A 26112-nucleotide genomic window follows, 5' to 3' on the forward strand; every position below is an offset into this window, starting at 1 on the left:
CTTTTAGTCAGCTCTTAACATAGTAAAATCCCTAATCCTCCCTATAGTTACAGCCAGCAATCCACTTGCTTCATCTGCAGCTCGACATACTCATCGAGGGTAAATTCCTTTTGAATGAGCCAGCGGCGGAAACACCACATATGCCCGCTGACGACAATATGATTAGCCAGAAAATGAATTTCTTTCGCACTCCGCTTTTCTTTTAAACAAACATTCAACAATTCCTCCATCATTCCGACAACCTTCTGCTCCTGCCCCAAGACAAATTGACGTTTTTCTTTATTTAATGATTTTGTTTCCTGATAGAGCATTAAAATTTCAGGCTGAATCGTGTCCATAAAGTAAAGATACTGCCGAATCGCCTGACGCAGACTTTCCATTGTCGGATTTTCTACAGAAATCGTTTCTGTCAGCTGATCGCGAACCCGGTCATGCACGAATTCACAGACGAGAAAAAGCACATCCTCTTTTGTTCTGATATACTCATATAATGTGCCAATGCTGAACCCGGATTCTTTCGCAATTTCTCTGGTCGTTGTACGGTGAAAGCCTTTCTCCTGAAACAGCCGCATGGCGCCTTCAATAATCTGCTTCCGGCGCCGCATCACAAGCTCCTGATCTTTTACAGAAGAGCGGATTTGATCTTCACTCATTTTTTCAGCCTCCTTTTAAAAGAGATTGTGCTTTATTTTGTTACCATCCGCCCAATAACAAGCCGCTGAATTTCATTCGTCCCCTCATAAATTTGCGTTATCTTCGCATCACGCATGTAGCGTTCTACCGGATAGTCTTTTGTATATCCATAGCCGCCGAAAATTTGCACTGCTTCGACGGTAATGCGCATTGCTGCATCTCCTGCAAATAATTTGGACATTGCGGATGCCTTTCCATATGGCTTCCCTGCTGATTCCAGCCATGCTGCCTGATAGGTCAACAGACGGGCTGCTTCAATCTCCGTTGCCATATCCGCCAGTTTAAAAGAGATACCCTGGTTTGCTGCGATTGGTTTGCCGAATTGTTCTCTTTCCTTCGCATATGCTGCAGCTGCATCCAGTGCGCCCTGTGCAATTCCTAAAGCTTGTGCAGCAATCCCATTTCTGCCTCCATCTAAGGTCGTCATGGCGATTTTAAAGCCTTCTCCTTCTTCACCCAGCACATTTTCAGCTGGAATCCTGCAATTTTCAAAGATTAACTCTGTCGTAGGCGAAGAACGAATGCCCAGCTTCTTTTCCTTCTTGCCAAAGGTAAATCCTTCTGTTCCTTTTTCAACAATAAATGCCGTGATGCCTTTATGTTTTTGATCCGCATCTGTTTTTGCAAAAACGATATAAATATCAGCAACCCCGCCATTGGTAATCCATACTTTGCTGCCATTCAGTATATAATCGCCGCCATCCTTTTTGGCTGTTGTTTTCATGGAGACAACGTCACTGCCCGCCCCCGGCTCAGACAAAGCATAAGCTCCCAACGCTTCTCCCGTTGCAAGACGCTGGAGGAAATGCTGCTTCTGCGCTTCATTTCCATATTTATAGATTGGCCAGCTTGCCAGGGATACGTGGGCAGAAAGGGTAACTCCAGTCGAAGCACAGACACGTGATAATTCCTCTACCGCTATACAATAGCTCAGATAATCAGCGCCGATTCCGCCGTATTCTTCCGGCCAAGGGATACCTGTTAATCCCAGTGCTGCCATCTGATCAAAAATTGCTCTGTCAAACCGCTCTTCTTCATCTCTTTCTGCAGCTGTCGGCTCTACTTCATTTTCAGCAAAATCCCGAACCATTTTCCGAAGCATTTCCTGTTCTTCCGTTAATTGAAAATCCATTCCTATCTCCCCTTCAAAAGCTCTTTGGATATCACAATATGCTGTATTTCATTTGTTCCTTCATAGATTTCCGTTACTTTGGCATCACGAAATAACCTTTCTACCGGATATTCCTTTGTATAGCCGTATCCCCCGTAGATTTGGACCGCTTCAATGGCATTTTGCATAGCCGTTTTCGTTGCTGTCAGCTTTGCCATCGATGTTTCCTTGATACAGGATTGATTCATTTCAATCCGTTTGGCTGCCTGATAGGTTAATAGTTTCGCCGCTTCTACATTGGTTGCCATCTCAGCCAGCTTAAAAGCTATTCCCTGATTGGCTGCAATCGGCTTGCCAAATTGTTCTCTTTCCTTCGCATAAGCAACAGAATAATCTAAAGCTGCTTCGGCAATACCAAGTCCCTGTGCCGCAATCCCGATCCTTCCGATGTTCAAGTTAGCCATCGCAATTTTAAAGCCTTCCCCTTCCATGCCAAGCAGGTTTTCCTGCGGGATACGGCATTGCTCAAAGGTTAATTCCACCGTGCTTGAACCCTTTAAGCCCATCTTCTTTTCATTTTTCCCAATCGACAGACCGGGACTATCCTTTTCCACAATAAAAGCACTGATGTCATCTTTCGATTCACCTGTTCTGGCAAACGTAATAAAGGTATCTGCATATTCTCCATTAGTAATAAATACTTTGGAGCCGTTCAATACATACGTATCATCTACCAGCTTAGCAGTTGTCTTTAACCCGCTTGCATCTGATCCTGAATTCGCTTCTGTCAGAGCAAACGCGCCTAAATATTCGCCAGAAGCAAGCTTCGGAATATATTTTTGTTTCTGCTCCTCTGTTCCGAAATAAAGAATTGGATTGGTGCCGACAGACGTGTGTACCGATAAAATAACACCGACGGTTGCACTAACCTTCGATAATTCATGGATTACCCGGATATAGGAGCTGAAATCCATGCCCGCTCCTCCGAACTTCTCCGGGATAGGAATTCCCATTAAGCCGAGCTCCCCCATCTTCTTGATAATTTCTTCAGGAAACCGGTCTTGTTCTTCCATCCGCTCGACTTCGTTTGCAATTTCATCGCGGGCAAAGTCCTGAACCATTTTCACTAACATTTTTTGTTCTTCTGTTTGTGTGATAATCAACATGCACACCCCTTTCACTTTCAATACATTTTCAAAAAGATTCCCACGATTCACGATGGAACAAGCAAAATGCTGCTAGGTTAGTGCGACCGCTGCGGAAAAACACTACGCTTTCCATGGGCTTGCGCTCAGCCTCCTCAAAAAAAAGAAGTTCGCTTTTTTTCTGCGGGGTCTTCACACTACGCTTTCCCATAGGAGTCTCCGTGTTTTTCCTCCGCTAGATAGTTTTATTACTATCTATATAATATTTAAGAAAATTCATTAACCAAACAACATGAGTAGGAGCAATCCTAGAACATGGAACGGAATTTCCTTCGTATTTTCAAATACATGATTAATAGTTTTGGTGGTGCGAGTAATCGCAGTCCCAGTCCCATCGGAAAAACACGTTAACGCAAAGATTCGCCGCTTATCATTTGGGGAATTTTTGAAGTCCTTCTCTTAATCAGTATATGAGTAGAACCCTTTACCCGCCTTCTTTCCAAGTCTTCCCGCCTGCACATACTGTCTCAGGAGCGGACACGGACGATATTTACTGTCTCCAAAGCCTTCATGAAGAATTTCCATAATCGATAAGCAGGTGTCCAAGCCAATGAAATCTGCCAATTGCAGCGGGCCCATCGGATGATTCATCCCCAGCTTCATCACCTGGTCCACATCTTCTATACTGGCAACCCCTTCAAAGACGGTATAGACGGCTTCGTTAATCATTGGCATCAAGATACGGTTGGAAGCAAACCCTGGAAAATCTTTCACTTCCACATCCTGCTTGCCTAATGCTTCCGTCAATTGCTGTACTGTTTGATACGTCACATCACTCGTTTCTAAGCCCCGAATAATTTCAACCAGCTTCATAACAGGAACAGGGTTCATAAAATGCATGCCGATAAATTGTTCTGCCCTGCCAGTAACAGCTGCAATTTCTGTAATCGGCAAGGAGGAGGTATTAGTTGCAAAAAGGCTATGTGCGGGCGCAAGTTCATCCAGCCTGTGGAATACATCTTTTTTTACTTCCAGCTTCTCTACCACTGCTTCAATAATAAAATCTGCTGTGATTGGATCTGCTTCCAGGTCAACAACAAGCTGCAGGCGATTCAATGCCCGCCCCTTTGTATCCGCTTCCATTTTTCCTTTTGCAACATCCTTCTCAAATATCTTTTCAATATACTGCTTTCCTCTTTTCAATGCCTCAATATCCGCATCATACAGCTTCACCTCATAGCCGGAACGGGCAAAAACGAGTGCGATGCCTGCACCCATTTGCCCTGCTCCGATTACCATTACTTCTTTTACAGTCATGATTATACGCTCCTTTTCAAGGGGTTTTAAACTTATCGTTTAAACTCATGCTTCACTTGACGGTACTTCAATTAAAACTGCGTCTCCTTGACCGCCGCCGCTGCAAATCGCTGCAATACCTTTTCCTCCGCCGCGGCGTTTTAATTCATGAATCAAAGTTAAGATAATCCGGTTACCGCTTGCGCCAATTGGATGCCCCAGTGCTACTGCCCCTCCATTGACGTTGATTTTCTCCTCATCAATATCCGCAATTTGCCCGCTTGCCAGTGCAACTACTGCAAATGCTTCATTGATTTCATAAAGATCAATTTCTTCCTTGGATACACCTGTTTTTTCTAGCAGACGATTGATTACTAAGCCCGGTGTTTGCGGAAAGTCTTTTGCTTCCACTGCTACTTCTGCATGACCTAAAATTGTTGCCAGTGGTGTTTTATTTAATTCCTTTGCTTTTTCATCTGACATCACGACGACAGCACTTGCCCCATCGTTTACGCCAGGTGCGTTTCCTGCTGTAATAGTACCGTCCTTATCAAATGCAGGCCGAAGTGTTGCCAGTTTCTCCACCGTGGTTCCTTTTCTTGGCGTTTCATCATCGCTGACCACAATCGGCTCCCCTTTACGAACAGGAATTTCTACAGGAACAATCTCCTCTGCAAATTTCCCTGATTCGATCGCTTCTACTGCCAGCTGCTGGCTCCGGGCTGCCCATTCATCTTGGCGTTCACGTGTTACTTCAAAGGAAGCAGCTGTGTCATTTCCGTAGCTGCCCATGTGGTTTCCTGTAAAAGTACAGGTAAGACCATCATAAATCATTAAATCCTTCACCGTTTTATCGCCCATGCGATTTCCCCACCTGGCATCAGGTAAGAAGTACGGTGCATTACTCATGCTTTCCATTCCGCCGGCTACAATGACATCCTCTTCCCCTAAGCGAATCAATTGATCTGCCAGGGTCACACTGCGTAATCCAGAGGCACATACCTTATTGATTGTTTCCGTTTTCACTTCCCAAGGGACACCCGCTTCTACAGCAGCCTGCCTGGACGGAATTTGCCCCTGTCCGCCCTGCAGAACCGTTCCCATGATTACCTCATCTACATCAGCTCCGTTAAGATCTGCCCGTTCCAATGCTGCTTTAATTGCTTTTGCCCCCAGATTTACCGCGGTTAACGGCGTTAAAGCCCCTCCAAATTTCCCGAAAGGGGTCCGTGCCCCTGAAACAATAACCGATTTTCTCATTCGATATAGCCTCCCTTATTTATTCGAACGAACGCTCGTTCAATAGACAGTAGAAAATATAGAGAGGGCGTCAATCCTCTCTATACCTTTATGCTGTTTTTTCTTCATTTTCTTCTAAAACAGATAGTGCCAGAATTTCAGCCACATCCATTGTACCAATATCCTCTTCTACTTCTTTCGCTTTTGTCCCATCACTAAGCATCGTTAAGCAGTATGGACAGGCGCTGGAAATCATTGATGGCTGCACTTGTAATGCCTGCTCTGTACGGGCCACATTAATCCGGTTTCCAGTCGTTTCCTCCGTCCACATCAAGCCGCCGCCTGCACCACAGCACATCCCGTTCTCGCGGCTGCGGTTCATTTCTATCAGCTCTAAGCCTGGAATAGCCTTCAAAATTTCCCGTGGCGGATCGTAAACGCCGTTATATCTCCCTAAATAACAGGAGTCATGGTAGGTCAATCTTTCATTGATTGCTTTCTGCGGCTTCAGCTTCCCTGACATGACAAGGTCATAGAGCAGCTGCGTATGATGGTAGACCTCTGCTTCAAATCCAAAGTCAGGATATTCATTCTTAAATATATTGTACGCGTGCGGGTCAATCGTGACAATTTTTGTGACGTCATTCTTGGTAAATTGCTTGATATTTTTCTCGGCAATTTCCTGGAATAAAAACTCATTCCCAATTCGTCTTGCCGTATCGCCAGAATTCGCTTCGGTGTTTCCTAAAATGGCAAAGCTGACGCCAGCCTGGTTCATTAATTTAGCAAAGCTGAGCGCAATTTTCTGGCTGCGGCTGTCGAAGGACCCCATCGAGCTGACCCAGAATAAATACTCAAAGGATTTATCCCCCTTCTTCAGCTCTTTCACTGTCGGAATATAAGCCGATTTATCCTCATCACGCCATTTGATCCGGTCCTTCTTCGATAAGCCCCATGGATTGCCCTGACGTTCAATATTCATGACAGCACGCTGAATTTCAGAATCCATTTTCCCCTCTGTCATGACCAAATAACGGCGCATATCGATAATTGTACCGACATGTTCATTATTGACAGGACAAGCATCCTCACAGTTTCGGCATGTCGTACATCCAGCTAGTTCTTCTTCTGTAATGACATCACCGATCAAGCTCATGCTTTGCACCGATGCAGCTGCTTCCTTGCTTGCAGAAGCCTGGTTGCCGGCAGTTCCGGAAAAGGCATAAGAAGGAACCCACGCCGATTTTCCAGTAACGGCTGCGCCTTTTTCGGTTAAATGATCACGAACCTTAATCATAATATCCATCGGCGAAAGCATTTTTCCTGTTCCGGATGCCGGGCAAACATCCGTACAGCGGCCGCATTCCACGCAAGCATAGAAATCGACCATTTGATGCTGTTTAAAATCCTCTACCTTTCCGACACCAAAAGCAATTTCTTCTTCACTTTCTTCATCCATATCTTCTAAATCAAAATCGATTTTTTCTAATTTACCAGGCACTTTTTTCGTCAAAAAGACATTGATTGGTGCAGCAATTAAGTGTGCGTGTTTGGACTGCGGCACATACACTAAGAAAGTAAGCAATGTTATCGTATGTACCCACCAGGCAATATAGAATAAAACCATTGCTGCCCTTGCTGAAATGCCGCCGAATAACCCGGCAACAGCACTGGCAACCGGCTCCGTCCATGTTAATTCATGTCCATGCCAAATCATTGCCATTCCATTTCCGAACAGCACAGAAATCATCAATGTTCCAATGAAAATAAGGACAAGCCCTGCTTTCAAGCCTCTTTTCAAACGAACGAGCTTCTCCATATAACGGCGGTAAAAAGCCCATACCACCGCCACCAGAATCATTAAGGTAACAAGCTCTTGAAAAAAGACAAATCCCGGGTAAAGCACGCCAAACGGTAGATGATTCCCCGGCGACAGCCCTTTGACAAACATATCAATGGCTCCAAATTGAACCAGAATGAAGCCGTAAAACATCATCACGTGAATCGTACCAGATTTTTTATCTTTTAACAGCTTCGATTGGCCAAATACATTTTTTATAATGCGTTGGATCCGCAGCTTTATCTCGCCGTCAAACTCTGATTTTTTACCGAGTCTGATATAGGCCACTCTTGTTGCGATGATTTTGGCAAATAAGAATAATGCATAGCCTGTTATGGCTATAAATGCTATCCAATTAATCATCAGAAATGTATCCAAGATGATTCCCCCCTCTTTATATTATAATATAAATTGACAGCGTTTTCATATCTGTGTAAAAAATAATTCTATCTCTACTTTAAAACATGAATGAACATTCAGTCAACCTATTTGGAGGAAATTATGATAATTTTTAGCGGTTTATTATGTTTGCTGTTAATAATATCCTTTAGATTGTTGATAGCGTTCATCATAGCTGATAAAAACAAAAATAATCCTCTCATGATCTTTAGCAGGAGACTGAAAAATTATTTTTTCTCTGGTTACCTGCTCTCTCATAACGAGGACTCGTTTATTGATGACCGTTCCATGAACCAAGCATGAATATTTTTTTAATGAAATAATATAGTTTAATTCATAATGATAATACGATCAATAACTTCCTTTCAGTATACTTTACGAAAATGTTGTTTTAAAAAAATCCCACAAAGAAATCAACCATTTCTCTGCAGGATTTTCATATCATTTTCTTTCTTACATTTTCTCCGGTGCATTCACACCTAAGATACCCAAGCCGTTCGCCAGTGTTTGACGCACTGCTTTCATTAAAGCAATACGCGCGCTGGTACGCTCCGGATTATCTCCATCCAATACTTTTTCTGCATTGTAGAAGCTGTGCAGTGTAGAAGCAAGGTCAAATACATACTGCGTGACTTTATGCGGCATTTGTTTGTCTGCCGCTTCAGCGATCACCTGCGGCAGCTCTCCAACTTTTTTAAGCAGGTCCAGTTCTTTTTCTGCGGTCAATAAGGACGCATCAAAATCCCCATCTGTTGCAAATCCTTTATTCTTCGCCTGTTCCAGCATCGTGCAAATACGTGCATGAGCATATTGAACATAATAAACCGGGTTATCATTGGATTGTGATTTGGCAAGGTCCATATCAAAGTCTAACTGCGAATCATTGGAACGCGCTACGAAATAATAACGGACCGCATCGATTCCTACCTCATCCATCAGCTCTCTTAAGGAAACAGCTTTCCCGGTACGCTTGCTCATTTTTACCTTTTCCCCGGCTTCAAACAGATTAACCATTTGGATAATTTTCACGGAGAATTTCTCAACTGGATAACCTAACGCCTGCAAAGCAGCTCCCATTCTTGGAATATATCCATGATGGTCTGCGCCCCACACATTAATAATTTGGTCAAAACCGCGATCTAATTTATTTTTATGGTAAGCAATATCTGGTGTTAAATACGTATATGCTCCGTCCTGCTTAATAAGGACGCGGTCTTTATCATCACCAAAAGCAGTCGTCTTAAACCATAATGCACCGTCTTTTTCATACGTATAGCCGCCATCTTCCAATACTTGTAAAGCAGCATCAATCTGGTCGTTTTCAAAAAGAGAACGCTCGGAGAACCAGCTGTCAAATTCAACACGGAAATCCTTTAAATCATTTTCAATATTACGCAGGGAAGCCTTTAAGCCATATTCTTTAAAATAATCGAGACGCTCTTCATGAGATTTCTCCGCCCAGGCATCCCCTTTCTCTTTCACAAGGTTTTTCGCAATATCAATGATTGCCTGCCCATGATAGCCGTCTTCCGGCATATCTACGGACTGCCCTAATTCCTGTAAATAACGTGCCTCTACAGATAAGCCAAGATTGTTGATCTGGTTTCCTGCATCATTAATATAATATTCTCTCTCCACTTCATAGCCTGCAGCTGCAAAAAGATTACATAATACATCCCCGAATGCAGCATTTCGCGCATGGCCTAAGTGAAGGTCACCAGTCGGGTTAACAGAAACAAATTCAACCTGAACCTTTTCTCCGTTCCCGTCTTTTGAAGTGCCGTAAGCATCTCCAGCGCCCAGTACGGTTTCAATGACTTCCCCTAAGAAATCCTGCTTCATATAGAAATTGATAAATCCGGGTCCGGCAATATCAATTTTTTCAACAGACGCTGCCTGCTTATCTAAGTTGGCTGTAATTTCATCTGCAATTTGACGCGGTGCTTTTTTCGCAATTCGAGCCAGCTGCATCGCAATATTGGTGGCAAAATCACCATGTGCTTTATCCTTCGGTGTTTCCAGAATAATATCCGGAATCGTATCCTCCGTCGCAAGCTCTGCAGCAAGAACAGCTGTATGAATTTGCGCTTTTAATATTTCTTCTGTTTGTGCTAGTACATTCATTCCTTATTTCCTCCTTGTTTCTATCCCCGCCGGCAGTTTAAGGAACACGACATACAGGTGGACTGCTCTTATGCCAGAAAGGAATCCCACTAACGCTCCGCCACTTCTGTCACGGGGGTACTTTTGGCAATTTCTCTCCCGCTTACCTGCTCCCAATTCCTTAAAGGCGGGAAAATCTTTGCTTATTTTGCTGAAAATTGAAGCTTGAGCTGATGCTTCCGTTCGAGTTGTTCATTCAGCTTCATCGTATAATTCATATCAAGCACCCGCGGCATGGCATCCTCTGTAAATGAAATCGATTCTGTAAAAGTTTCCATATGAATATTGCCATGCATATGCTGATAAATGTTTTCTGTTTTCTGGCCTAATTGAAATTGCTGATTCATTTGGATGACACCCGTTCTCTTAATCGAGACACGCTCCGGCCGAATCATAATCATATTTTGAATCGTTCCGGCTTCTTCATTTACTTCCTCGTATTTAAGTACATCGATGCTGCCTTTCTTCGTCCATTCTCCCGTGAAGGATTGTTCCTGCGTCTCCTGTTCACCGGAATCTACATCATAAATCACTGTCTTCAGCGTAATAGTAACATGTTCGGAATTATGTTGCATACGTACTCCTTTAATCTTGTTTACAAATTTATATTTATAGTGTACTTATTATATCTTTAAAACACCATGATAAGCAATACTCTTGCTGCTTAAAAAACTTTATCACGGCATGATCGTCTGTAATTTCCCCTAACTGATACGGAAAAAATTGTTTAAGATGAGCGGGGAAAAACGGTCCCCTAAATCAAGTTTCGTTTTACACGTTTATAAAAGGCGTTCTTTTTCCATAATAAATAGAGAGAATAAATAAACTCCAGTATCACCATTTTGTAAAGACATATTTATTTTGGAGACGATAAAGGATGAAATCATTAAAAAAGCTGCGTCTAATCTATAAGTTAATTGGCGTCGTTGTGCTGCTGATTATTACTGGTATTTTAGCTGTTTACTTATTAGCCTATCTCATGGGTCCTCCAAGTCTCAACAATCAATCTCCTGCTGTGTTTTACGACCGGGAAGGGAATGAGATTGAGGATACATTTGGAGACTCTTATGAATGGGTCCCTTTAGAAAATATTGATGATTCCGCTGTCCAGGCGAGTCTGGTGATTGAAGACAATCGTTTCTTTGATCATCATGGACTCGATTATTTCCGGATTGCGAAATCACTGTGGAATAATTTTATTTCCGGCTCGTTAAAAGAAGGAGCCAGCACGATTACACAGCAGTATGCCAGAAATCTCTATCTATCTGCAGAAAAAACCTGGTCCCGCAAGCTGCAAGAAGCCTTCTATGCCATTCGTTTAGAAATGTTTTATTCCAAGGAAGAAATTCTAGAAGGCTATATGAATACCATTTATTACGGTCACGGAGCACACGGGATTGAAGCGGCAAGCAATTATTTTTTTGGAAAGCCTGCTCATCAGTTAACCCTGGCAGAAGCGAGTATGCTGGCGGGGATTCCAAAGGGACCGACGTATTATTCACCACTCAATAACCTGGAAAATGCGACGGACAGGCAGCAGCTTATCCTCCATCGAATGCTGGACAATGAAATGATTACGGAGACAGAATACGAAGAGGCGATAAATGAAGAATTAGCTTATCAGCAGCAGGCTCCAGCTGAGGAAGAAGCGTCCTATTTTAAGGATGAAGCATTAAAGGAAGCTGCACGGATTTTGGAGAAGGATGTGGAAGAAATAAAGCTCGGCGGTTATCAGCTGCACACGACATTGAACAGCGATTATCAACAAGAAATGGAGGAGGCCGCTGCACAAACCATTAAGGAAGGCAGCGACTTACAGGCTGCCGGTATTTCTATTGTTCCGCAAACTGGTGCAATAACTGCCATGATTGGCGGAACCAATTATAAAGAAAGCAGCTACAACCGGGCGATGGACGCCAAACGGATGCCCGGTTCTACCTTTAAACCTATTTTATATTATGCTGCCTTAGAAAATGGCTATACAGCCAGTACGACCTTAACCAGCGAAGCAACGACTTTTGAGCTTGCAGACGGTTCTGCTTACCAGCCGAGTAATTTTAATGGGTATTATGCAGATGCCCCTATCACGCTTGCGGAGGCAATTGCTCTATCAGATAACATCTACGCCGTGAAAACCGCGCTTTATGTCGGCGGAGAACGATTTATTGAGACAGCAGAAAAATTCGGGATTGAAAGTGACCTGAATAATGTTCCTTCCCTGGCGCTCGGCACTTCTGCTGTATCGGTCATTGAGCTGACGAATGCTTATGCCCGTCTTGCTAATGGAGGAGAAGCAGTCACGCCTTATCTTATTGAAGAAATTACCGATGCAGATGGAAAAACACTTTACTCGCACAGCCCCGAAGAGAGCGAGCCCGTTCTTGATGAAAAAAAAGCGTTTATTCTAACCCAGCTTCTAACCGGAATGTTTGACGAAACATTAAATAGCTACACCAGTGTCACCGGAGCAAGTCTGCAAAATAAGCTTTCCGATATTTATGCCGGCAAATCGGGAACAACGGATTTTGACAGCTGGATGATTGGCTATAGCCCCGTTATCTCTACCGGAATTTGGGTCGGGTATGATGACCACCGGGAAATGACCAATGTAGCGGAAGCAGCCTTTTCAAAAGAGATATGGGCAAATTATATGGAGAATATTGACGAAGACGGAAAAAATGTTTTTCCCATGCCTTCTGGAATCGTCGGTCTTCCAATCGATCCGGTCAGCGGATTACGGGCCGATACCAGCTGTGAAAAAAGCAGAATCATGTTTTACGAAAAAGGCACTGAGCCGCTTGGTTACTGTCATAACGGAAATGTCGATCAGCGGGATGATGTCATCGAGGACACAGGGATTCTTGAGAGATGGTTTGATTTGTTGTTCTAAACGCGGAAAAAGACTGCGGACAAGGTCTCAAAAAAACCTTGCCCGGCAGTCCTTTTTCTGGATTAGCTTTCTGCTTTTAACAGCGGAAGCAATTTCTCTAATGTGACTGTTTCTTCTTGCTGAAATACTTCTATAAATGGCATCGCCTTTTGCTGCAGCAGCTTGTCTGCTTTCTCTATCAAATCTTCCCGTCCCAACGGGTTTCCCGGCGAACCATACGGAATATCGCAGCGGGCTTGCTTAATATCCCCATTACGCAGGCTGATTTCTATCATACTATATCGATTCGCCGGATAACTCACAGAGGCAAATGGAATATTCTCATCATACACCCTTGTTATTTTATTCATTAACGCACTGACCTCTTCCGGAATCTCTTCCCCCAAAAAAGCCTCCATGGAAAGCTCTCTTCCGGTTAACAGCAATGCTGCACAATACTCTGCACTAAAACGTCCCTGCTCCCCATTTTTCGGATTTGTATAGATAAGTGCTGCATCACCGTTTTCAGGAAAATAAAGCTGAATCGAAGCGATTTGCTTCAAATCTACTTCCCAGTCCCTCATCAAGGCTTTTGTCGCATCAATTGGATGAGCGTTCGCTGAGCAGCAGGGATACAGCTTAAACCAAAATCCTGGCTTATCAACAGCCCATTCCAGCCCCCATTCATCAAGCAGACTGTCTATACTGCTGTCTTCATTTCCAAACATGGACAACAATCCATTCTCAGCTGTTATTGTATTACCATTACCAGCAACACCCTGTTTAACAAGATGCAGAATCTGCCACGCTTTTTGCGCTGTCAGCCCTGCGTGTAACGGTTTGATAAGCGTTCCAAAATGGCTCCTGGAGCCGCTGATTTGCGAAACACATAGGTCGAGTGCTTGGTTAAATTCTTTTTCTTGTAATGTCATATAATACGCTCCAGCAGCAACGGCTCCATACATTCCCGCTGTGGCTGTCGTATGAAATCCTTTTTCATAATGAGATTTCCCCACTGTTTTGGATATGCGTGTCATCACTTCTACTCCAATTAAATAAGCCTCAAAAAAACGGGCAGTATCTTGCTTCTGTTCTATCAAGGACATTAATAAACTGAGAATAACAGCAGATGGATGCCCGCGGATTTCCGAGTGGACATCGTCCAAGTCTAAGGCATGCGCAGCGTATCCATTCAAAAAACAGGCATCGTAGGGGTGGCCCTTTTCACGTATCCCAATAACCAGTGCGTTCTCGTGAGCTGCATCTGGAAATAATCGAGCATTCCATACGTTGGGAAAATGCGTATCATATGCAACAGTGGTGTAGCAGCAAACAAGATAATCCAATAACCCTTTTTGTAAATTTTCTTTTGTATCCGCTTTTAAATCTTCCCACTTAGGAGCAGAAAAAACCCTCTGAACGAGGGCTTCTGTCATATTATTCATTTTTCAGGACCTTTACAGCTAATGTGGCAAAGAATGCTGCTGCTACTTCAATGGCATCCTCCTGCAAATCAAATTCTGGATGATGCCATTCTTTTGGCCCATCGACTCCCATCCACACAAAGAATCCCGGGATATAATTCTGATAGTAAGCAAAATCTTCTCCGCCAGAGCTTGGTACAGCATCTACGGCTTGATAGCCTGCCTCTACAGCAGCCTCACGCACCGTTTGTTCATACTGAGATGCATTATTTACTACCGGCAAATAGCTTTCCCACTCAAAATCGACTTCGCCGCCATTTCCTTTAGCAGTGGTTTCTGCTAAATTCTGCATAAACTCCGGAATAGCCTGACGTGCTTCCGGCTGAAATGTTCGGACTGTACCTTGCAGCTTCACCTGATCAGGTATGACATTCCACGTATTCCCGCCATTAATGCTTGTAATACTGATGACCGCATTATGGAAAAGATCAATTCTTCTGGCAATAATCGACTGTACATTCGTTACATACTGGGATGCTATCACGATTGGATCAATCGCATTATGCGGAATCCCTGCATGTCCGCCGATACCTTTAAACGTTATTTCAAACTTATCTACGCTGGCCATCAAACCTTCCGATTTCACGCCAATGGTGCCTACTGGCAAATCAGGCTTATTATGCATGCCAAATATACCGCACACGCCTTCTAAGACACCTTGTTCTACTAGATATTTTGCTCCTTGAGCTACTTCTTCAGCCGGCTGAAAAATAAAACGGACAGTGCCATGTAATTGATTTTTTTGTTCATTCAGCAGAATGGCTGCACCTAAAATAGAAACCATATGGAAATCATGGCCGCATGCATGCATTTTCCCCTCTGTTTCCGATTGGAAAGGCACATCTGTCTCTTCTTTGACCGGCAATGCATCAATATCCGAACGAATAGCGATTGTCGGGCCAGCATGCTCCCCTTTTACTTCTGCAATAACGCCTGTTTTTATATCAAAAGGCAGAATCGTGATTTCATTCTCTTCCAGCCATTTTTTTAAGTGGGCCGACGTATTTATCTCCTCAAACGCAAGCTCTGGGTTCCGATGCAAGTATCTGCGTTTTTCGATTAAATCTTTGACTAGTTCTTCTGTTACCTTAAACATTTTCTTCACCTGCCCCTAATCTTCTTAAAAATTGTTTTGTTCTCGGAGACTGTGGATTATGGAAAAATTCTTTCGGTGTATTTTCCTCAATGATATTTCCATCTGCCATAAAAATAACGCGGTCTGCTACTTCTTCTGCAAATTGCATCTCATGTGTCACGATAATCATTGTTGAGTTCTGCTCCGCAATTTTTTTAATTACCTGGAGCACTTCAGAAATCCATTCCGGGTCAAGTGCCGATGTCGGTTCATCGAACAGAATCGCATACGGGTTCACTGCAAGCGCACGCGCAATACCAACACGCTGCTGTTGTCCTCCAGACAATGTAACCGGATATTGATGTACTTTGTCTCCTAAACCGACTTGATTCAGTATTTCCATTGCAATTTTTTCAGCTTCTGGCTTCTTCATTTTTTTAGCAATTATCAGCGCTTCTGTTACATTTTCCAACGCTGTTTTATTTTTAAATAGGTTATAATGCTGAAAAACCATCGCCGTCTGCTGTCTTAATTGATAGATTTCTTTGGAAGACATTTTTTTAACGTTTATCTTTTTATCTCCAATAATCAATTCCCCTGCATCGGGTTTTTCTAATAAATTCAAGCAACGCAGCAACGTCGATTTCCCTGAGCCAGATGGTCCGATAATTGCCAGGACCTCCCCTTCTTTTACCTCCAGGTTGATTCCGTCTAACACAACATTAGATCCAAATTGTTTTTTCAAATTTTTTACCGTAATCATATTCGTACTCCCTTATGATTGATATGGCCGTTCCATTCTTTTTTCAAGCGCCTGTTGAATAAACGTATAAATAATAATCATCGCCCAGTATAAGAGCGCCAGGGCTAAATACGTCTCAAAAAAGCGCAGGGAGGAAGCGGCAAGTATTCTCCCTTGTGCGAACAACTCTACAACTCCTAATGTAAACGCCAGGGATGTTTCCTTAATCAATCCAATAAAAATATTTCCTGTTGCAGGCGTAGCATTTCGTACTGCTTGGGGCAAAATAACTCTGCGGAAGCTTTGAACTCTTGTCATTCCAACAGACAGACAAGCTTCCATTTGTCCTTTATCAACAGAAGCGAGTGCGGCACGAAATATTTCTGCTAAATAGGCTGCCTGCTTCAGACTTAAACCAAGGATAGCAGCAGCAATCGCCGTCATTCCGCTTAGAGCAGGAAAAATCTGCGGCAGCCCGTAATAGATTAAGAAAAGTTGAACCAGAGATGGAATTGCCCTAAAAAACGAAACATAGGCGATAGCTAAGTGCGTGAGGACAGGTATACCTGAGCGCAGCACCAGTGCGATACCCATCCCCAAAACAACTGCAATCACCATCGTAACAATCGCTAAAAATAATGTAAGTGGTATAAATGGTAATAAGTCTGGAATCAAACTTATTAAATAAACGAAGTCTATATTAAAATTCATATGTCATCCTCCAGTTAGAAAAACTTCAAAAAACGAAGACCAGCCAAATCATAAAGTGAAAGCCGCTGTCAGAGCTGGGACTGCTTCATCAATCCAGATCAGATGCTTACAGCGGCATTACTTCTGTTTTCGTATGCTCAGCCAAATAAATTATTCTTGTACGGTTATATCCTCTCCGGCAAAATATTTCTTTGAGATTTCTGCCAATGTACCGTCTTCACGAAGCTTTTCTAATTCTTCATCAAATTCTTCACGTAATGCCGCTCCTTCCTCATTCTTTGTAAACGGGAAAGAAATATCTTCGTACACAAATGGGTCTCCAACAAATTTAAGAGGTAAATCTCCTAATTCGATTTCTGCTATCAAGGCAGACTTCGAATTCACATAGCCATCGACACGGTTATTGATAGCATCATTCATCGCACCATCACGTGTTTCATACGTTCTTGGCTCAATTTCTGGATCAAAGGCTTCTAGATTTTTAACATTATTGGAACCCAATACCCCAGAAACGGTTCTTCCTTTAAATTGTTCTAAGTCTGTAAAATCGTTATCCTCATGAGTCACAATGGTTGCACCAGCATACGCATAAGGCACCGAAAAGTCATATGATTCAGCTCTTTCCTCTGTTACAGCCACAAAGTTCGCCACGGTATCAATCCGTCCTGTTTCCAGCTGCCCCATAAGCCCTGAAAAATCGGTTGTTACCCATTCGACTTCGTAGCCTAAGTTTTCAGCAGCTGTTTCTAATACTTCTACATCATAGCCTACTAATTCGCCGTTTTCCTCATAGCTATTTGGATAGCTTTGTGCCGTTGTTCCTGCCTGTAGTACGTTATCACCCGAACCTTCTTCAGAGCTGCCGGAATCCCCGCATGCTGCTAGAATGGTTATTAAAACAATGCTTCCTGCTAGCAATATCAATTTTTTCATTTTTCTATAACCCGCCTTCTTATCTCTTTTTATATTCTGTGCCCAATAATAATTTTTCCAAATAAACCGTCTGATGACCCTTTCCAAGATCCGCTTCTCCGACCGGCTGGTAACCACGCTTGATGTACATATCTGCCAGCCAAGGGTGCTCTTTTGCTGTTCCTAGACTCACCGATGGACAATGCAGCTGGTGAGCTAAATAATCCTGTTCCACAAAATCAAGAATTTTAGATGCATATCCTTTTCGTTTATATTGCGGATCGACAGCTACCCACCAAATATGCGGAATTTCATAGGGGCCGTGATGCGGACTCCAAGGCATCCGAATGGACGCAGTCGCTACGGTAGCATCCTCATCTTTCATATAAAAACATATATTTTCATTTATATTTTTCTTAACCAGTGCATCATCTGCTGTTGCGGCAGCAAAATGAATGCCAAGGTCGCGAATGGATGCATAAGCTTTTAATGTGAGCTCCTTTATTTCTGATACATTATCTTCAGTAGCTTGATAGAATGCTAGTTTACCCATGTAAAAGAGCTCCTTTTTTTATTTGCGCAATGACTTCTTCTACTTTTTCACTTGCCAAACCGGTATATTGGCTCGGATCCAGTAAATCTTCAATTTGCTCCTCTGATAATACGCTGCTTACCACTTCATTTTCCGTCAGCGTTGTTTTAAACGGAATATTTTCTTCGTAGGATTTCATAGACAGCTCGTATACCAGGTGATGAGCGGTCTGCTTGCCGACCTTTTCTGACAACGCAAACATAATTCGTTCGGATAATAATAAGCCGCCTTGCATATTCAAATTACGAAGCATGTTTTCCGGCTTCACAATCAATCCTTTTAATACATTAATTGTGGTTTTAAGCTGAGAAGATAGATATAAACAAATTTCCGGCAACGCTACCCATTCGCTTCTCCAGCTTTTTGCATCCCGTTCATGATCCATAATCAATGATTCATGAAGCAGACTCACACTGTGTAAAACAGGTTTGGTCAAGCTCGCAATTCCTTCAAACAAAGCGGGATTTCGTTTGTGCGGCATGGTTGTCGAACCAACATTTCCTGCTTGAAACGGCTCTTCCAGTTCATCAATCTCTGTCCGCATTAAGTTATAGAATTCATTACCCAGCTTGCCTAATGATCCGCTGACAAGTCCAAGAATGGATCCATACTCCGAAATACGGTCACGAGAGGAATGCCAGCAAATATCTGGTGTAGATAAGCCCAGTTTATCCAATGCCTTCGTCTCTACCTCCGGACCAATACTGCCAAGCGCTGCATATGTACCTACTCCGCCGGCAAGAACACCTGTAAAAGTACGTGGCTCTGCTTCTTTCAAACGCTGCAGGTGACGGTCAAATTCGCTTAAGACTACTGCCAGCTTAAATCCAAATGTAGTAGGAAGCCCCTGCATGCCATGTGTCCGTGCAGCCATTGGTGTATTTTTATATTTATCTGAAAGTTCAACCAGCAATTGTGCAGTTTCTTTCATATCTCTAAATAGTATCTGATGCGCCTCTTTTAATTGCAGAATGGTTCCGGTATCCGTAATATCCTGGGTAGTAACACCAAAGTGAACAAACTCTCCATACTCACCAGACAGATTCTGCAGTTGATTGACCGTAGCCATTAGCGAGTGCTTTAATTTTACTGCCTCCTGCGCAATATCCTCTACATCAAAATTCTCTATTTTGGCTGCTTCGGCAATCGTTTCTCCCGCTTTTTCCGGAATGACACCAAGTTCACTTTGAGCCAGCGCAAGAGAGGCCTCTGCATCAAGGATTTTCTGTAATCTATTTTCATCATTCCAAATCTGGCGCATTTCCTCTGTGCTAAAATTATTTTGCAACATCCGTAAATCAATAACATGTGATCCCATTTATCTTCTTAATCCTCTTTTCGAAATAAATTATATAATTCTTATCGTTTTAGTGTATTTTATAGCAATAATTGTCGAATTTCAATACCTTTTTTAAATTAATCTGACTTAATTTAAGTTTATATATAGTTCGTCATTTATTATGAAAATAGGACAAAAAAGCGGTTCGTATCGAATTAATTCGATACGAACCGCTTTTTTGTCCTAGTAAACATGAGTTCAGCCCATGTACTCATAGTTTACAAAGGATTTGAGAAAAGTACAAGAATTTCTAAATATGTTCATAATTCATTCACAATTTTGTCATTGTTTTGGTTTAAATATCTAATTGCTCTTTCAGCTCTGCAGTAGAGTTTTCCCACATTTCTGGTTTGAATTCTTTTAAGAAGTCGCCCAGTAACTTTTTAGAATGATCATCCATGTGCTCTACAATAATTTTGCCCTTTAAGGATTTCTCCATATGCTTCACATGCTCTGCCATGGATTTATACGCACGTTTGATTTCCCGGTTCACGCGGATCTCACTGCCGGCAACACCAGCGTAGTAAGGCCCATTTTCTCCTTTTTCCACCGTTACCCAGACAATCCAATACAGCTTTCCGCCTTGCACTTCTTCCCGATCTCTTATCCATTTCACACGGCGCTCTACGGAACTTCTTGCATGCATCGCATCCATATCCACATATGCCTTATTTTCATTCGGATCGACGATAATCGATGACATATTTTCCAGACTGACTGTTCCTGCTCCATAACCGCCGTGCCCGTCCGTTGAATCATCTTTTATAATCGTAAATGTATTCTTCTTTTTATTTTCTTCCGTCATTGTATTCCCCTCCTGACATTCATTCTGACCTTTGTCTCATTCTACCATGTTCTAAAAAGGTTTTTTAGTGAGAAGACTTATTCCGCAGCTCGTCCATAAATCGGAATGCTTCTGTCATCTCCTCATCTGTGTATTTCAGCTTCGACTTTACGGTGTGCACTTTATCAATTATTTCTTCCTTTGACAAATAAGAAAAATATAACATCGTCGAGACCAGCTCTAAAAAGCGGGCGCTGCACTCCTGTAAAAGGTTAATTTGATTCTTGATATCCGGCATGTTCACTTCAAATTGCTTTAAGAAAGTTTCCCCATCTTCCGTGATGGAATAGTGATATTGATGATAATTGCTTTTTTCTTCTTTTTCTTCCTTTAAAAAATGTAAATTGCAAAGTTCCTCGACACGCAACGTTAATTCTTCTGAATAGGGTCCGTAGAAATGAAATTGATATTTTTCTTCAAAGGGAACCCGGCTTTGCTGTAAGATATAAATCATTTTCTGTAATTTCTTTCTTCCTGTCACTTGCCTGGCTTCAGAGAAAAAATAGAGCAGTTTCGCATGGTTGTCTAACACAAATGGTCATTCCTTCCCGTACAATATATCTAAAATTCGTTTCTTCAAATCCGTATCTTCTATTCGCTGTATGCTGTCCTTAGGAAAGTACAGCTTATGGTCCGTCCTTTTCTTACCAGAGATTGCTTCAACAATATCGGAATGCCGGGACAGCTCCTTTAAACCGCCATCAGGCATTAACAGATGGATTGGCAGACGTTCTTCCTCTTCTCCCGGCCGGTAAAAATCATACGGCAAATCGGACGATGAATCCACTACTAAATAATAGTCTGGATCAATCCCTGCCTTTTTAAACAGCTGATACAGCTCCATCCCTGCATTGATTTGCGGGTCCGGGTTGTATTCCACATATTTAAATAAGTGACGGTTGATAAACCGGTAGCTTAAATCAGCCAATATAGCATCCTTTTCTTCCTGCCATTGCTGAAAATAATAATATACAATCATATCATCCAGCTTTAAATAATCGGACAGCTGCACTTTTTCTTCAAAAAAGGAAATAAAGTGTGTCGGCTCCAGCTGAAATTGATACGATTCGTCCTCGTAAAGCACCTTTGCCCGCTGAAAAATTTTTGACAGGATAACCTCTGCACTCCGCGTAACCGGATGAAAATAAACCTGCCAGTACATTTGATACCGGCTCATGATATAATCCTCGACCGCATGCATCCCCGTTGATTTAATCACAACTTGATCATCCATCGGCCGCATGACGCGCAAAATACGCTCCATGTCAAAATGGCCGTAGCTTACCCCGGTAAAATACGCATCGCGCTGCAGGTAATCCATTCGATCCGCATCGATTTGACTCGATATCAGGCTGACAACAAGCTTATCTGAATATGTCTTGGCAATCACATCTGCTACCTTCACAGGAAAATCAGCTGATACTTTTTTCAGGATTTCATTGACCTTCGTGCTCCCTAAGATAATCTGTTGTGTAAACTGCTCATGATCCAGCTTAAACACTTTCTCAAACGAATGCGAGAATGGCCCATGCCCCAAATCATGCAGTAACGCAGCACAAAGACACAGCAGCCGCTGCTCTCTGTCCCATCTTTCCCGGTCTGCAAAATTGGTGGTAATCCTTCTGACTATTTCATAGACGCCCAGCGAATGATTAAAACGGCTGTGCTCTGCACCATGGAAGGTCAGATTCGTCGTTCCCAGTTGCTTTATCCGGCGGAGCCTCTGAAATTCCGGTGTAGCGATCAAATCCCAAATAACCCGATCACGGACATGAATATACCGATGGACCGGATCTTTGAATACCTTTTCTTCTATTAATTGTTCATCTTTATATGCCATATCATTATCTCCATCCGCAGTTTCCTAAAAATTTTCGTATAGTTATCCAGTTAAGTTTCCGTTTATCTCTGTATATTTAAAGAAGCCTCTTATACTTCTTTTCCATATATGCTTTGAATATATTATAATATAGTTAAACAGTTGATGAAAGGTTTAGGATGAACACGATGAAAAATTGGAAAGAAATTATTCGACATAAAACATTTCGTTATATAGACCATTCCACAGCAACAATGGTGGCGGGCAAACCGAATACAGCCCTCGCCTCCTTTGCTATGGATGATGCTCTGGCTATTTCCGTCAGTGAAGCAGCTTCTCCTCCTGTTATCCGTTTATGGGTGCATCCAGATACCATTGTTTTAGGTATCCCGGATTCTCGCCTGCCTCATATTGATGCGGGGATGGCATTTCTAGAAGAAAAAAATTATCAAGGGATTGTCCGCAATTCAGGGGGCCTTGCGGTTGCTCTGGATGAAGGCGTGCTTAATATTTCCCTGATTATCCCCGGCGCAAATGACTTATCCATTTACGATTGTTATGAGGCGATGGTTCAGTTTGTCCAGGCCATGTTTGCAGATCTAACCGATGCTATGGAAGCCTATGAAATTGTCGGCTCCTATTGTCCCGGTGATTATGATTTAAGTATTAACGGAAAAAAATTCGCTGGTATTTCTCAGCGCCGGGTCAAAAAAGGAATCTCCGTACAAATTTATCTAGATATCGAAGGAAACAGTAAGGCACGCGCTTCCTTAATTCGGGAATTTTATCATATTGCCAAACAAAATGAAGAGACTACCTTTACTTATCCAGAGGTGACCCCTGATGTGATGGCTTCCCTTTCTGATTTACTGGGAATTCCTTTAACAGTCGAAGAAGTGAAACAGCGTGTAATGGATACATTAAATGGGCTGACAGAAGAAATCATTACCATGCCGATGCAGGATACAGAGCAGAAAAATTTTGATAAAAGGTACCAGCAAATGATAAAACGGAATGAAAATATTTGAACGAAGTTTCCTTCCGTAAAAGTTTTACAGACGTTTCTACATGATAAGCACATGTTCAAAATGCATACAAAAACAGCCTGACCAACTATTCCGGTCAGGCTGTTTTTATGGATTGATTATTCAGCTGCTGCTTGAGCTGCTGTAATAAGTGCCAGGTTGTACACATCTTCTGAACTGCAGCCTCTGGACAGGTCATTCACGGGTTTGTTCAGCCCTTGCAGGATCGGACCTACTGCTTCAAATCCTCCTAAGCGCTGTGCGATTTTGTAACCAATGTTTCCTGCTTCCAGGCTTGGGAATACAAATACATTAGCATCCCCTTTGATAACAGAATTCGGTGCTTTTTTCTCTGCAACACTTGGAACAAAAGCAGCATCAAATTGGAATTCTCCATCGATTACAAGAGAAGGGTCTTTTTCCTTTGCAATCGTTAAAGCGTCGGTAACCTTTTCTGTTTCTGGCGATTTTGCAGAACCGGCAGTTGAGAAGCTGAGCATAGCAACACGCGGATCCACATCGAATAGCGCTCCTGTTTTCGCACTTTCTACAGCAATCTCTGCTAGATCATTGCTGTCTGGAGCAATATTAATCGCGCAATCAGCAAATACATATTTTTCTTCATCTCTTACCATAATGAATACACCGGAAGTTTTCTGCACGCCTTCTTTTGTTTTAATAATTTGTAATGCCGGGCGTACGGTATCTGCTGTAGAGTGGGCAGCACCGCTTACCAGACCATCTGCTTTATTTAAATAGATGAGCATCGTACCAAAATAGTTTTCATCTAAAAGAATTTTCTTTGCATCTTCTTCGGTTGCTTTTCCTTTTCTTCTTTCTACAAAAGCGTCAACCATTTCCCCGAAGCCTTCATAGCTTGCCGGGTCAATTATTTCTAGTCCAGATGCTTGTACACCAAGATCTGCTGCTTTCTTTTCTACTTCTTCCTTATTGCCGATAACGACAGGTGTCAGCACAGCATCTTCCGCCAGACGTCCTGCTGCTGTTAAGACACGTTCGTCTAACCCTTCTGGAAATACGATACGTTTGCCGTTTCCCTTTACTTTCTCTGTTAATTGTTCAAATAAACCCATGATGAAACCTCCTATAATAATTAACATATTAAAATGATAGTTACGGACTTTTTGTTTGGAAAAAAAAATTCGTTTTTTACCTTCAAATTCTCTTTAATGATATACCATTTATCGGCACAAATAAAGCCTTGAACCCCGAAAAATCAATGTAAAGGATTACATCTGTTTTCCTTTCACAGGAGGAAGAACTTCTCCCATTTTTCATCCATCCTCTTCAATCAAGTATGTTCAAAAATTGGTCTTGCACTTCTTTCTAATTTTGACAAACCCTTGACAATACGTAAAATATCATGATTTTGTGCCTTTTTTTATATGATTCACACCCTCTGGTTATGCTATAGTTAATAGTGATTCAGTATTTAATTTATGTGAAGGAGTGTATGAACGATGGCAGAAGCAGTAGTAACTGTAGATGGCTGGTCCGCATTACATGATACTCGTCAATTTGATTGGACATCTTGGAAATCCATTTCTGAAGACGAAAGAAATAAAGCAATACAAGAGTTTGAAGAACTTATCAAACAATGGGAAACCGTAGAAGAAAATAAAGAAGGCAGTCATAGTATATTCAAAGTTGTCGGAAATAAAGCAGATCTGATGTTTATTTTCTTACGTGAAACAATGGACGAGCTGGAAGAAATCAAAAGAGCTATCAATAAATCGGTATTAGGTGACTTCTTAATCCCTGCTTATTCTTATGTATCCATTATTGAAATGACAATGCACGATCCAATGAAAGCCGGTGAGGATCGCGAGCTTTCTCCATATGTTAAAGAGCGCTTAAGACCGATTATGCCGAAATGGGAGCATGCTTGCTTCTATCCAATGGCAAGACGCCGCGAACCGGAAGCAAACTGGTTTGCTATTGAGAAAGAAGAACGTACCAAATTACTTTATGAGCATGGCATGACCGGACGTAAATATGCCGGTAAAGTAAAAGAAATCATCACTGGCTCGATTGGACTGGATGAATGGGAATGGGGCGTAACATTATTTGCTCATGACCCGCTGCAGTTTAAGAAAATCGTTTATGAAATGCGTTTTGATGAAGTAACCACAAAATATGCAGAGTTTGGTGATTTCATCATGGGTAATTACTTAGCACCAGATGAGCTTGCTAATTATCTTGCATTATAATCTCACTTATTAAAGAGGCTGAAACGGCCTCTTTTTTTCGTGAAAAAATAATCATGAAAATACACTCTCCTACATACATATCATTAATGAGCTTGCACCGAAGATTTTCAAGAAATGAGGTCGGTCTATGGCTATTATTGCTCATAATGAAGCGGATGTTGATTTACTCGCCCGACTAATGCGTGCTTAGGCAGAGGGAGACGGCGATCTTGGCATGTTGATGGCAGGTAATACAGGGGCTAACCGTGTTCTTGCGGATTGTTTAGATTTCACGGATATCCGGACCATATCGACCAGGCTTTTTCAGAGTCCTGGAGGATTTGAAGCAACGCAGAAAGGATATTTTTATCAACGGACAAGAGAATCCGAAAAACGTCTTACAAGAAGAGCTCTTCAAGGCAAGATGCAGCATCCTGCTTCCAATTCACTTTGGTTCTTTATGCCTAAAGAACCCTGTCCTGACCAATGGTACGGTCAATGGAATACGGGAAGGTTTAAATCACATTGCTTTTATGCACCATCTGCAGAGGAGTGTCCAACTGTATTTCGGTAGACAGAGATGGATAACTTTTTATATTGCATG

At 42.2% G+C, this 26112-nt stretch carries 22 protein-coding genes and 1 pseudogene; 4 read left to right on the plus strand and 19 right to left on the minus strand.

What is annotated here, in order from left to right; genetic code table 11:
* Positions 1-47: 47 nt before the first annotated feature.
* The 8 genes from ACW0TQ_RS11295 to ACW0TQ_RS11330 form a co-directional block, all read right to left on the minus strand.
* Entirely contained in the window at positions 48-653 is a 606-nt protein-coding gene (locus tag ACW0TQ_RS11295; protein WP_042529447.1) for a TetR/AcrR family transcriptional regulator, read from the minus strand.
* A 32-nt stretch (positions 654-685) separates the two neighbouring features.
* Complete coding sequence (locus tag ACW0TQ_RS11300; protein WP_193064713.1) at positions 686-1825, minus strand: acyl-CoA dehydrogenase; 1140 nt, start codon at positions 1823-1825, stop codon at positions 686-688.
* A 2-nt stretch (positions 1826-1827) separates the two neighbouring features.
* Positions 1828-2970 (minus strand): acyl-CoA dehydrogenase, encoded by a 1143-nt coding sequence (locus ACW0TQ_RS11305; RefSeq protein WP_256705223.1) that lies wholly within the window; start codon positions 2968-2970, stop codon positions 1828-1830.
* Between the two features lie 438 nt (positions 2971-3408).
* Positions 3409-4266, minus strand: coding sequence for a 3-hydroxyacyl-CoA dehydrogenase family protein (locus tag ACW0TQ_RS11310; RefSeq protein ID WP_256705224.1), 858 nt, complete (start codon positions 4264-4266; stop codon positions 3409-3411).
* A 45-nt stretch (positions 4267-4311) separates the two neighbouring features.
* Positions 4312-5505: an acetyl-CoA C-acetyltransferase gene (locus ACW0TQ_RS11315; protein ID WP_256705225.1), complete on the minus strand. Its 1194-nt coding sequence runs from the start codon at positions 5503-5505 to the stop codon at positions 4312-4314.
* Positions 5506-5593: 88 nt separating this feature from the next.
* Entirely contained in the window at positions 5594-7702 is a 2109-nt protein-coding gene (locus ACW0TQ_RS11320) for a (Fe-S)-binding protein (protein WP_455725671.1), read from the minus strand.
* Positions 7703-8176: 474 nt separating this feature from the next.
* Positions 8177-9847, minus strand: a complete 1671-nt coding sequence (argS, locus tag ACW0TQ_RS11325; protein ID WP_341173366.1) for an arginine--tRNA ligase — start codon at positions 9845-9847, stop codon at positions 8177-8179.
* A gap of 182 nt (positions 9848-10029) precedes the next feature.
* A complete protein-coding gene (locus tag ACW0TQ_RS11330; protein WP_042529435.1) occupies positions 10030-10461 on the minus strand; it encodes a YwiB family protein in 432 nt (143 codons plus the stop codon).
* A gap of 302 nt (positions 10462-10763) precedes the next feature.
* Here ACW0TQ_RS11330 and ACW0TQ_RS11335 point away from each other — a divergent pair, with 302 nt between their 5' ends.
* Positions 10764-12776: a transglycosylase domain-containing protein gene (locus ACW0TQ_RS11335; protein ID WP_455725672.1), complete on the plus strand. Its 2013-nt coding sequence runs from the start codon at positions 10764-10766 to the stop codon at positions 12774-12776.
* A gap of 62 nt (positions 12777-12838) precedes the next feature.
* Here ACW0TQ_RS11335 and ACW0TQ_RS11340 read toward each other — a convergent pair whose 3' ends face one another.
* The 10 genes from ACW0TQ_RS11340 to ACW0TQ_RS11385 form a co-directional block, all read right to left on the minus strand.
* Positions 12839-14200, minus strand: a complete 1362-nt coding sequence (locus ACW0TQ_RS11340; protein ID WP_455725673.1) for an MmgE/PrpD family protein — start codon at positions 14198-14200, stop codon at positions 12839-12841.
* A complete protein-coding gene (locus tag ACW0TQ_RS11345) occupies positions 14193-15335 on the minus strand; it encodes an amidohydrolase (RefSeq protein WP_455725674.1) in 1143 nt (380 codons plus the stop codon). Before ACW0TQ_RS11345 ends, ACW0TQ_RS11340 begins: the two co-directional genes overlap by 8 nt.
* Positions 15328-16077 carry an amino acid ABC transporter ATP-binding protein gene (locus ACW0TQ_RS11350; RefSeq protein ID WP_042529429.1) on the minus strand — a complete coding sequence of 250 codons (750 nt, stop codon included), beginning with the start codon at positions 16075-16077 and terminating at the stop codon, positions 15328-15330. Before ACW0TQ_RS11350 ends, ACW0TQ_RS11345 begins: the two co-directional genes overlap by 8 nt.
* 12 nt (positions 16078-16089) lie before the next feature.
* A complete protein-coding gene (locus ACW0TQ_RS11355; protein ID WP_042529427.1) occupies positions 16090-16767 on the minus strand; it encodes an amino acid ABC transporter permease in 678 nt (225 codons plus the stop codon).
* A 150-nt stretch (positions 16768-16917) separates the two neighbouring features.
* Complete coding sequence (locus ACW0TQ_RS11360) at positions 16918-17700, minus strand: amino acid ABC transporter substrate-binding protein (RefSeq protein WP_455725675.1); 783 nt, start codon at positions 17698-17700, stop codon at positions 16918-16920.
* 19 nt (positions 17701-17719) lie between these two features.
* Positions 17720-18232 carry a GNAT family N-acetyltransferase gene (locus tag ACW0TQ_RS11365; RefSeq protein WP_042529423.1) on the minus strand — a complete coding sequence of 171 codons (513 nt, stop codon included), beginning with the start codon at positions 18230-18232 and terminating at the stop codon, positions 17720-17722.
* Positions 18225-19589, minus strand: coding sequence for an adenylosuccinate lyase (purB, locus tag ACW0TQ_RS11370; RefSeq protein WP_256705233.1), 1365 nt, complete (start codon positions 19587-19589; stop codon positions 18225-18227). Before purB ends, ACW0TQ_RS11365 begins: the two co-directional genes overlap by 8 nt.
* A 316-nt stretch (positions 19590-19905) precedes the next feature.
* Complete coding sequence (locus ACW0TQ_RS11375; protein WP_256705234.1) at positions 19906-20415, minus strand: YwhD family protein; 510 nt, start codon at positions 20413-20415, stop codon at positions 19906-19908.
* A 64-nt stretch (positions 20416-20479) separates the two neighbouring features.
* A complete protein-coding gene (locus ACW0TQ_RS11380; RefSeq protein WP_042529382.1) occupies positions 20480-20986 on the minus strand; it encodes a YwgA family protein in 507 nt (168 codons plus the stop codon).
* Positions 20987-20992: 6 nt separating this feature from the next.
* Positions 20993-22294, minus strand: coding sequence for an HD domain-containing protein (locus ACW0TQ_RS11385; RefSeq protein WP_042529381.1), 1302 nt, complete (start codon positions 22292-22294; stop codon positions 20993-20995).
* 167 nt (positions 22295-22461) lie between these two features.
* Between ACW0TQ_RS11385 and ACW0TQ_RS11390 the strand changes: the two genes are divergently transcribed.
* Positions 22462-23301, plus strand: coding sequence for a lipoate--protein ligase family protein (locus tag ACW0TQ_RS11390; protein WP_256705235.1), 840 nt, complete (start codon positions 22462-22464; stop codon positions 23299-23301).
* 116 nt (positions 23302-23417) lie between these two features.
* On the opposite strand, the gene pta is transcribed toward ACW0TQ_RS11390, so the two are convergent.
* A complete protein-coding gene (gene pta / locus ACW0TQ_RS11395; protein ID WP_042529377.1) occupies positions 23418-24392 on the minus strand; it encodes a phosphate acetyltransferase in 975 nt (324 codons plus the stop codon).
* A gap of 387 nt (positions 24393-24779) precedes the next feature.
* Between pta and hemQ the strand changes: the two genes are divergently transcribed.
* Together hemQ and ACW0TQ_RS11405 are read left to right on the plus strand one after the other, a co-directional pair.
* Positions 24780-25529, plus strand: coding sequence for a hydrogen peroxide-dependent heme synthase (gene hemQ, locus ACW0TQ_RS11400; RefSeq protein ID WP_042529375.1), 750 nt, complete (start codon positions 24780-24782; stop codon positions 25527-25529).
* A gap of 127 nt (positions 25530-25656) precedes the next feature.
* Positions 25657-26082 (plus strand): annotated as a pseudogene (locus ACW0TQ_RS11405) (cell wall hydrolase).
* Positions 26083-26112 lie beyond the last annotated feature (30 nt).

The sequence above is a fragment of the Oceanobacillus sp. M60 genome (assembly GCF_053839645.1).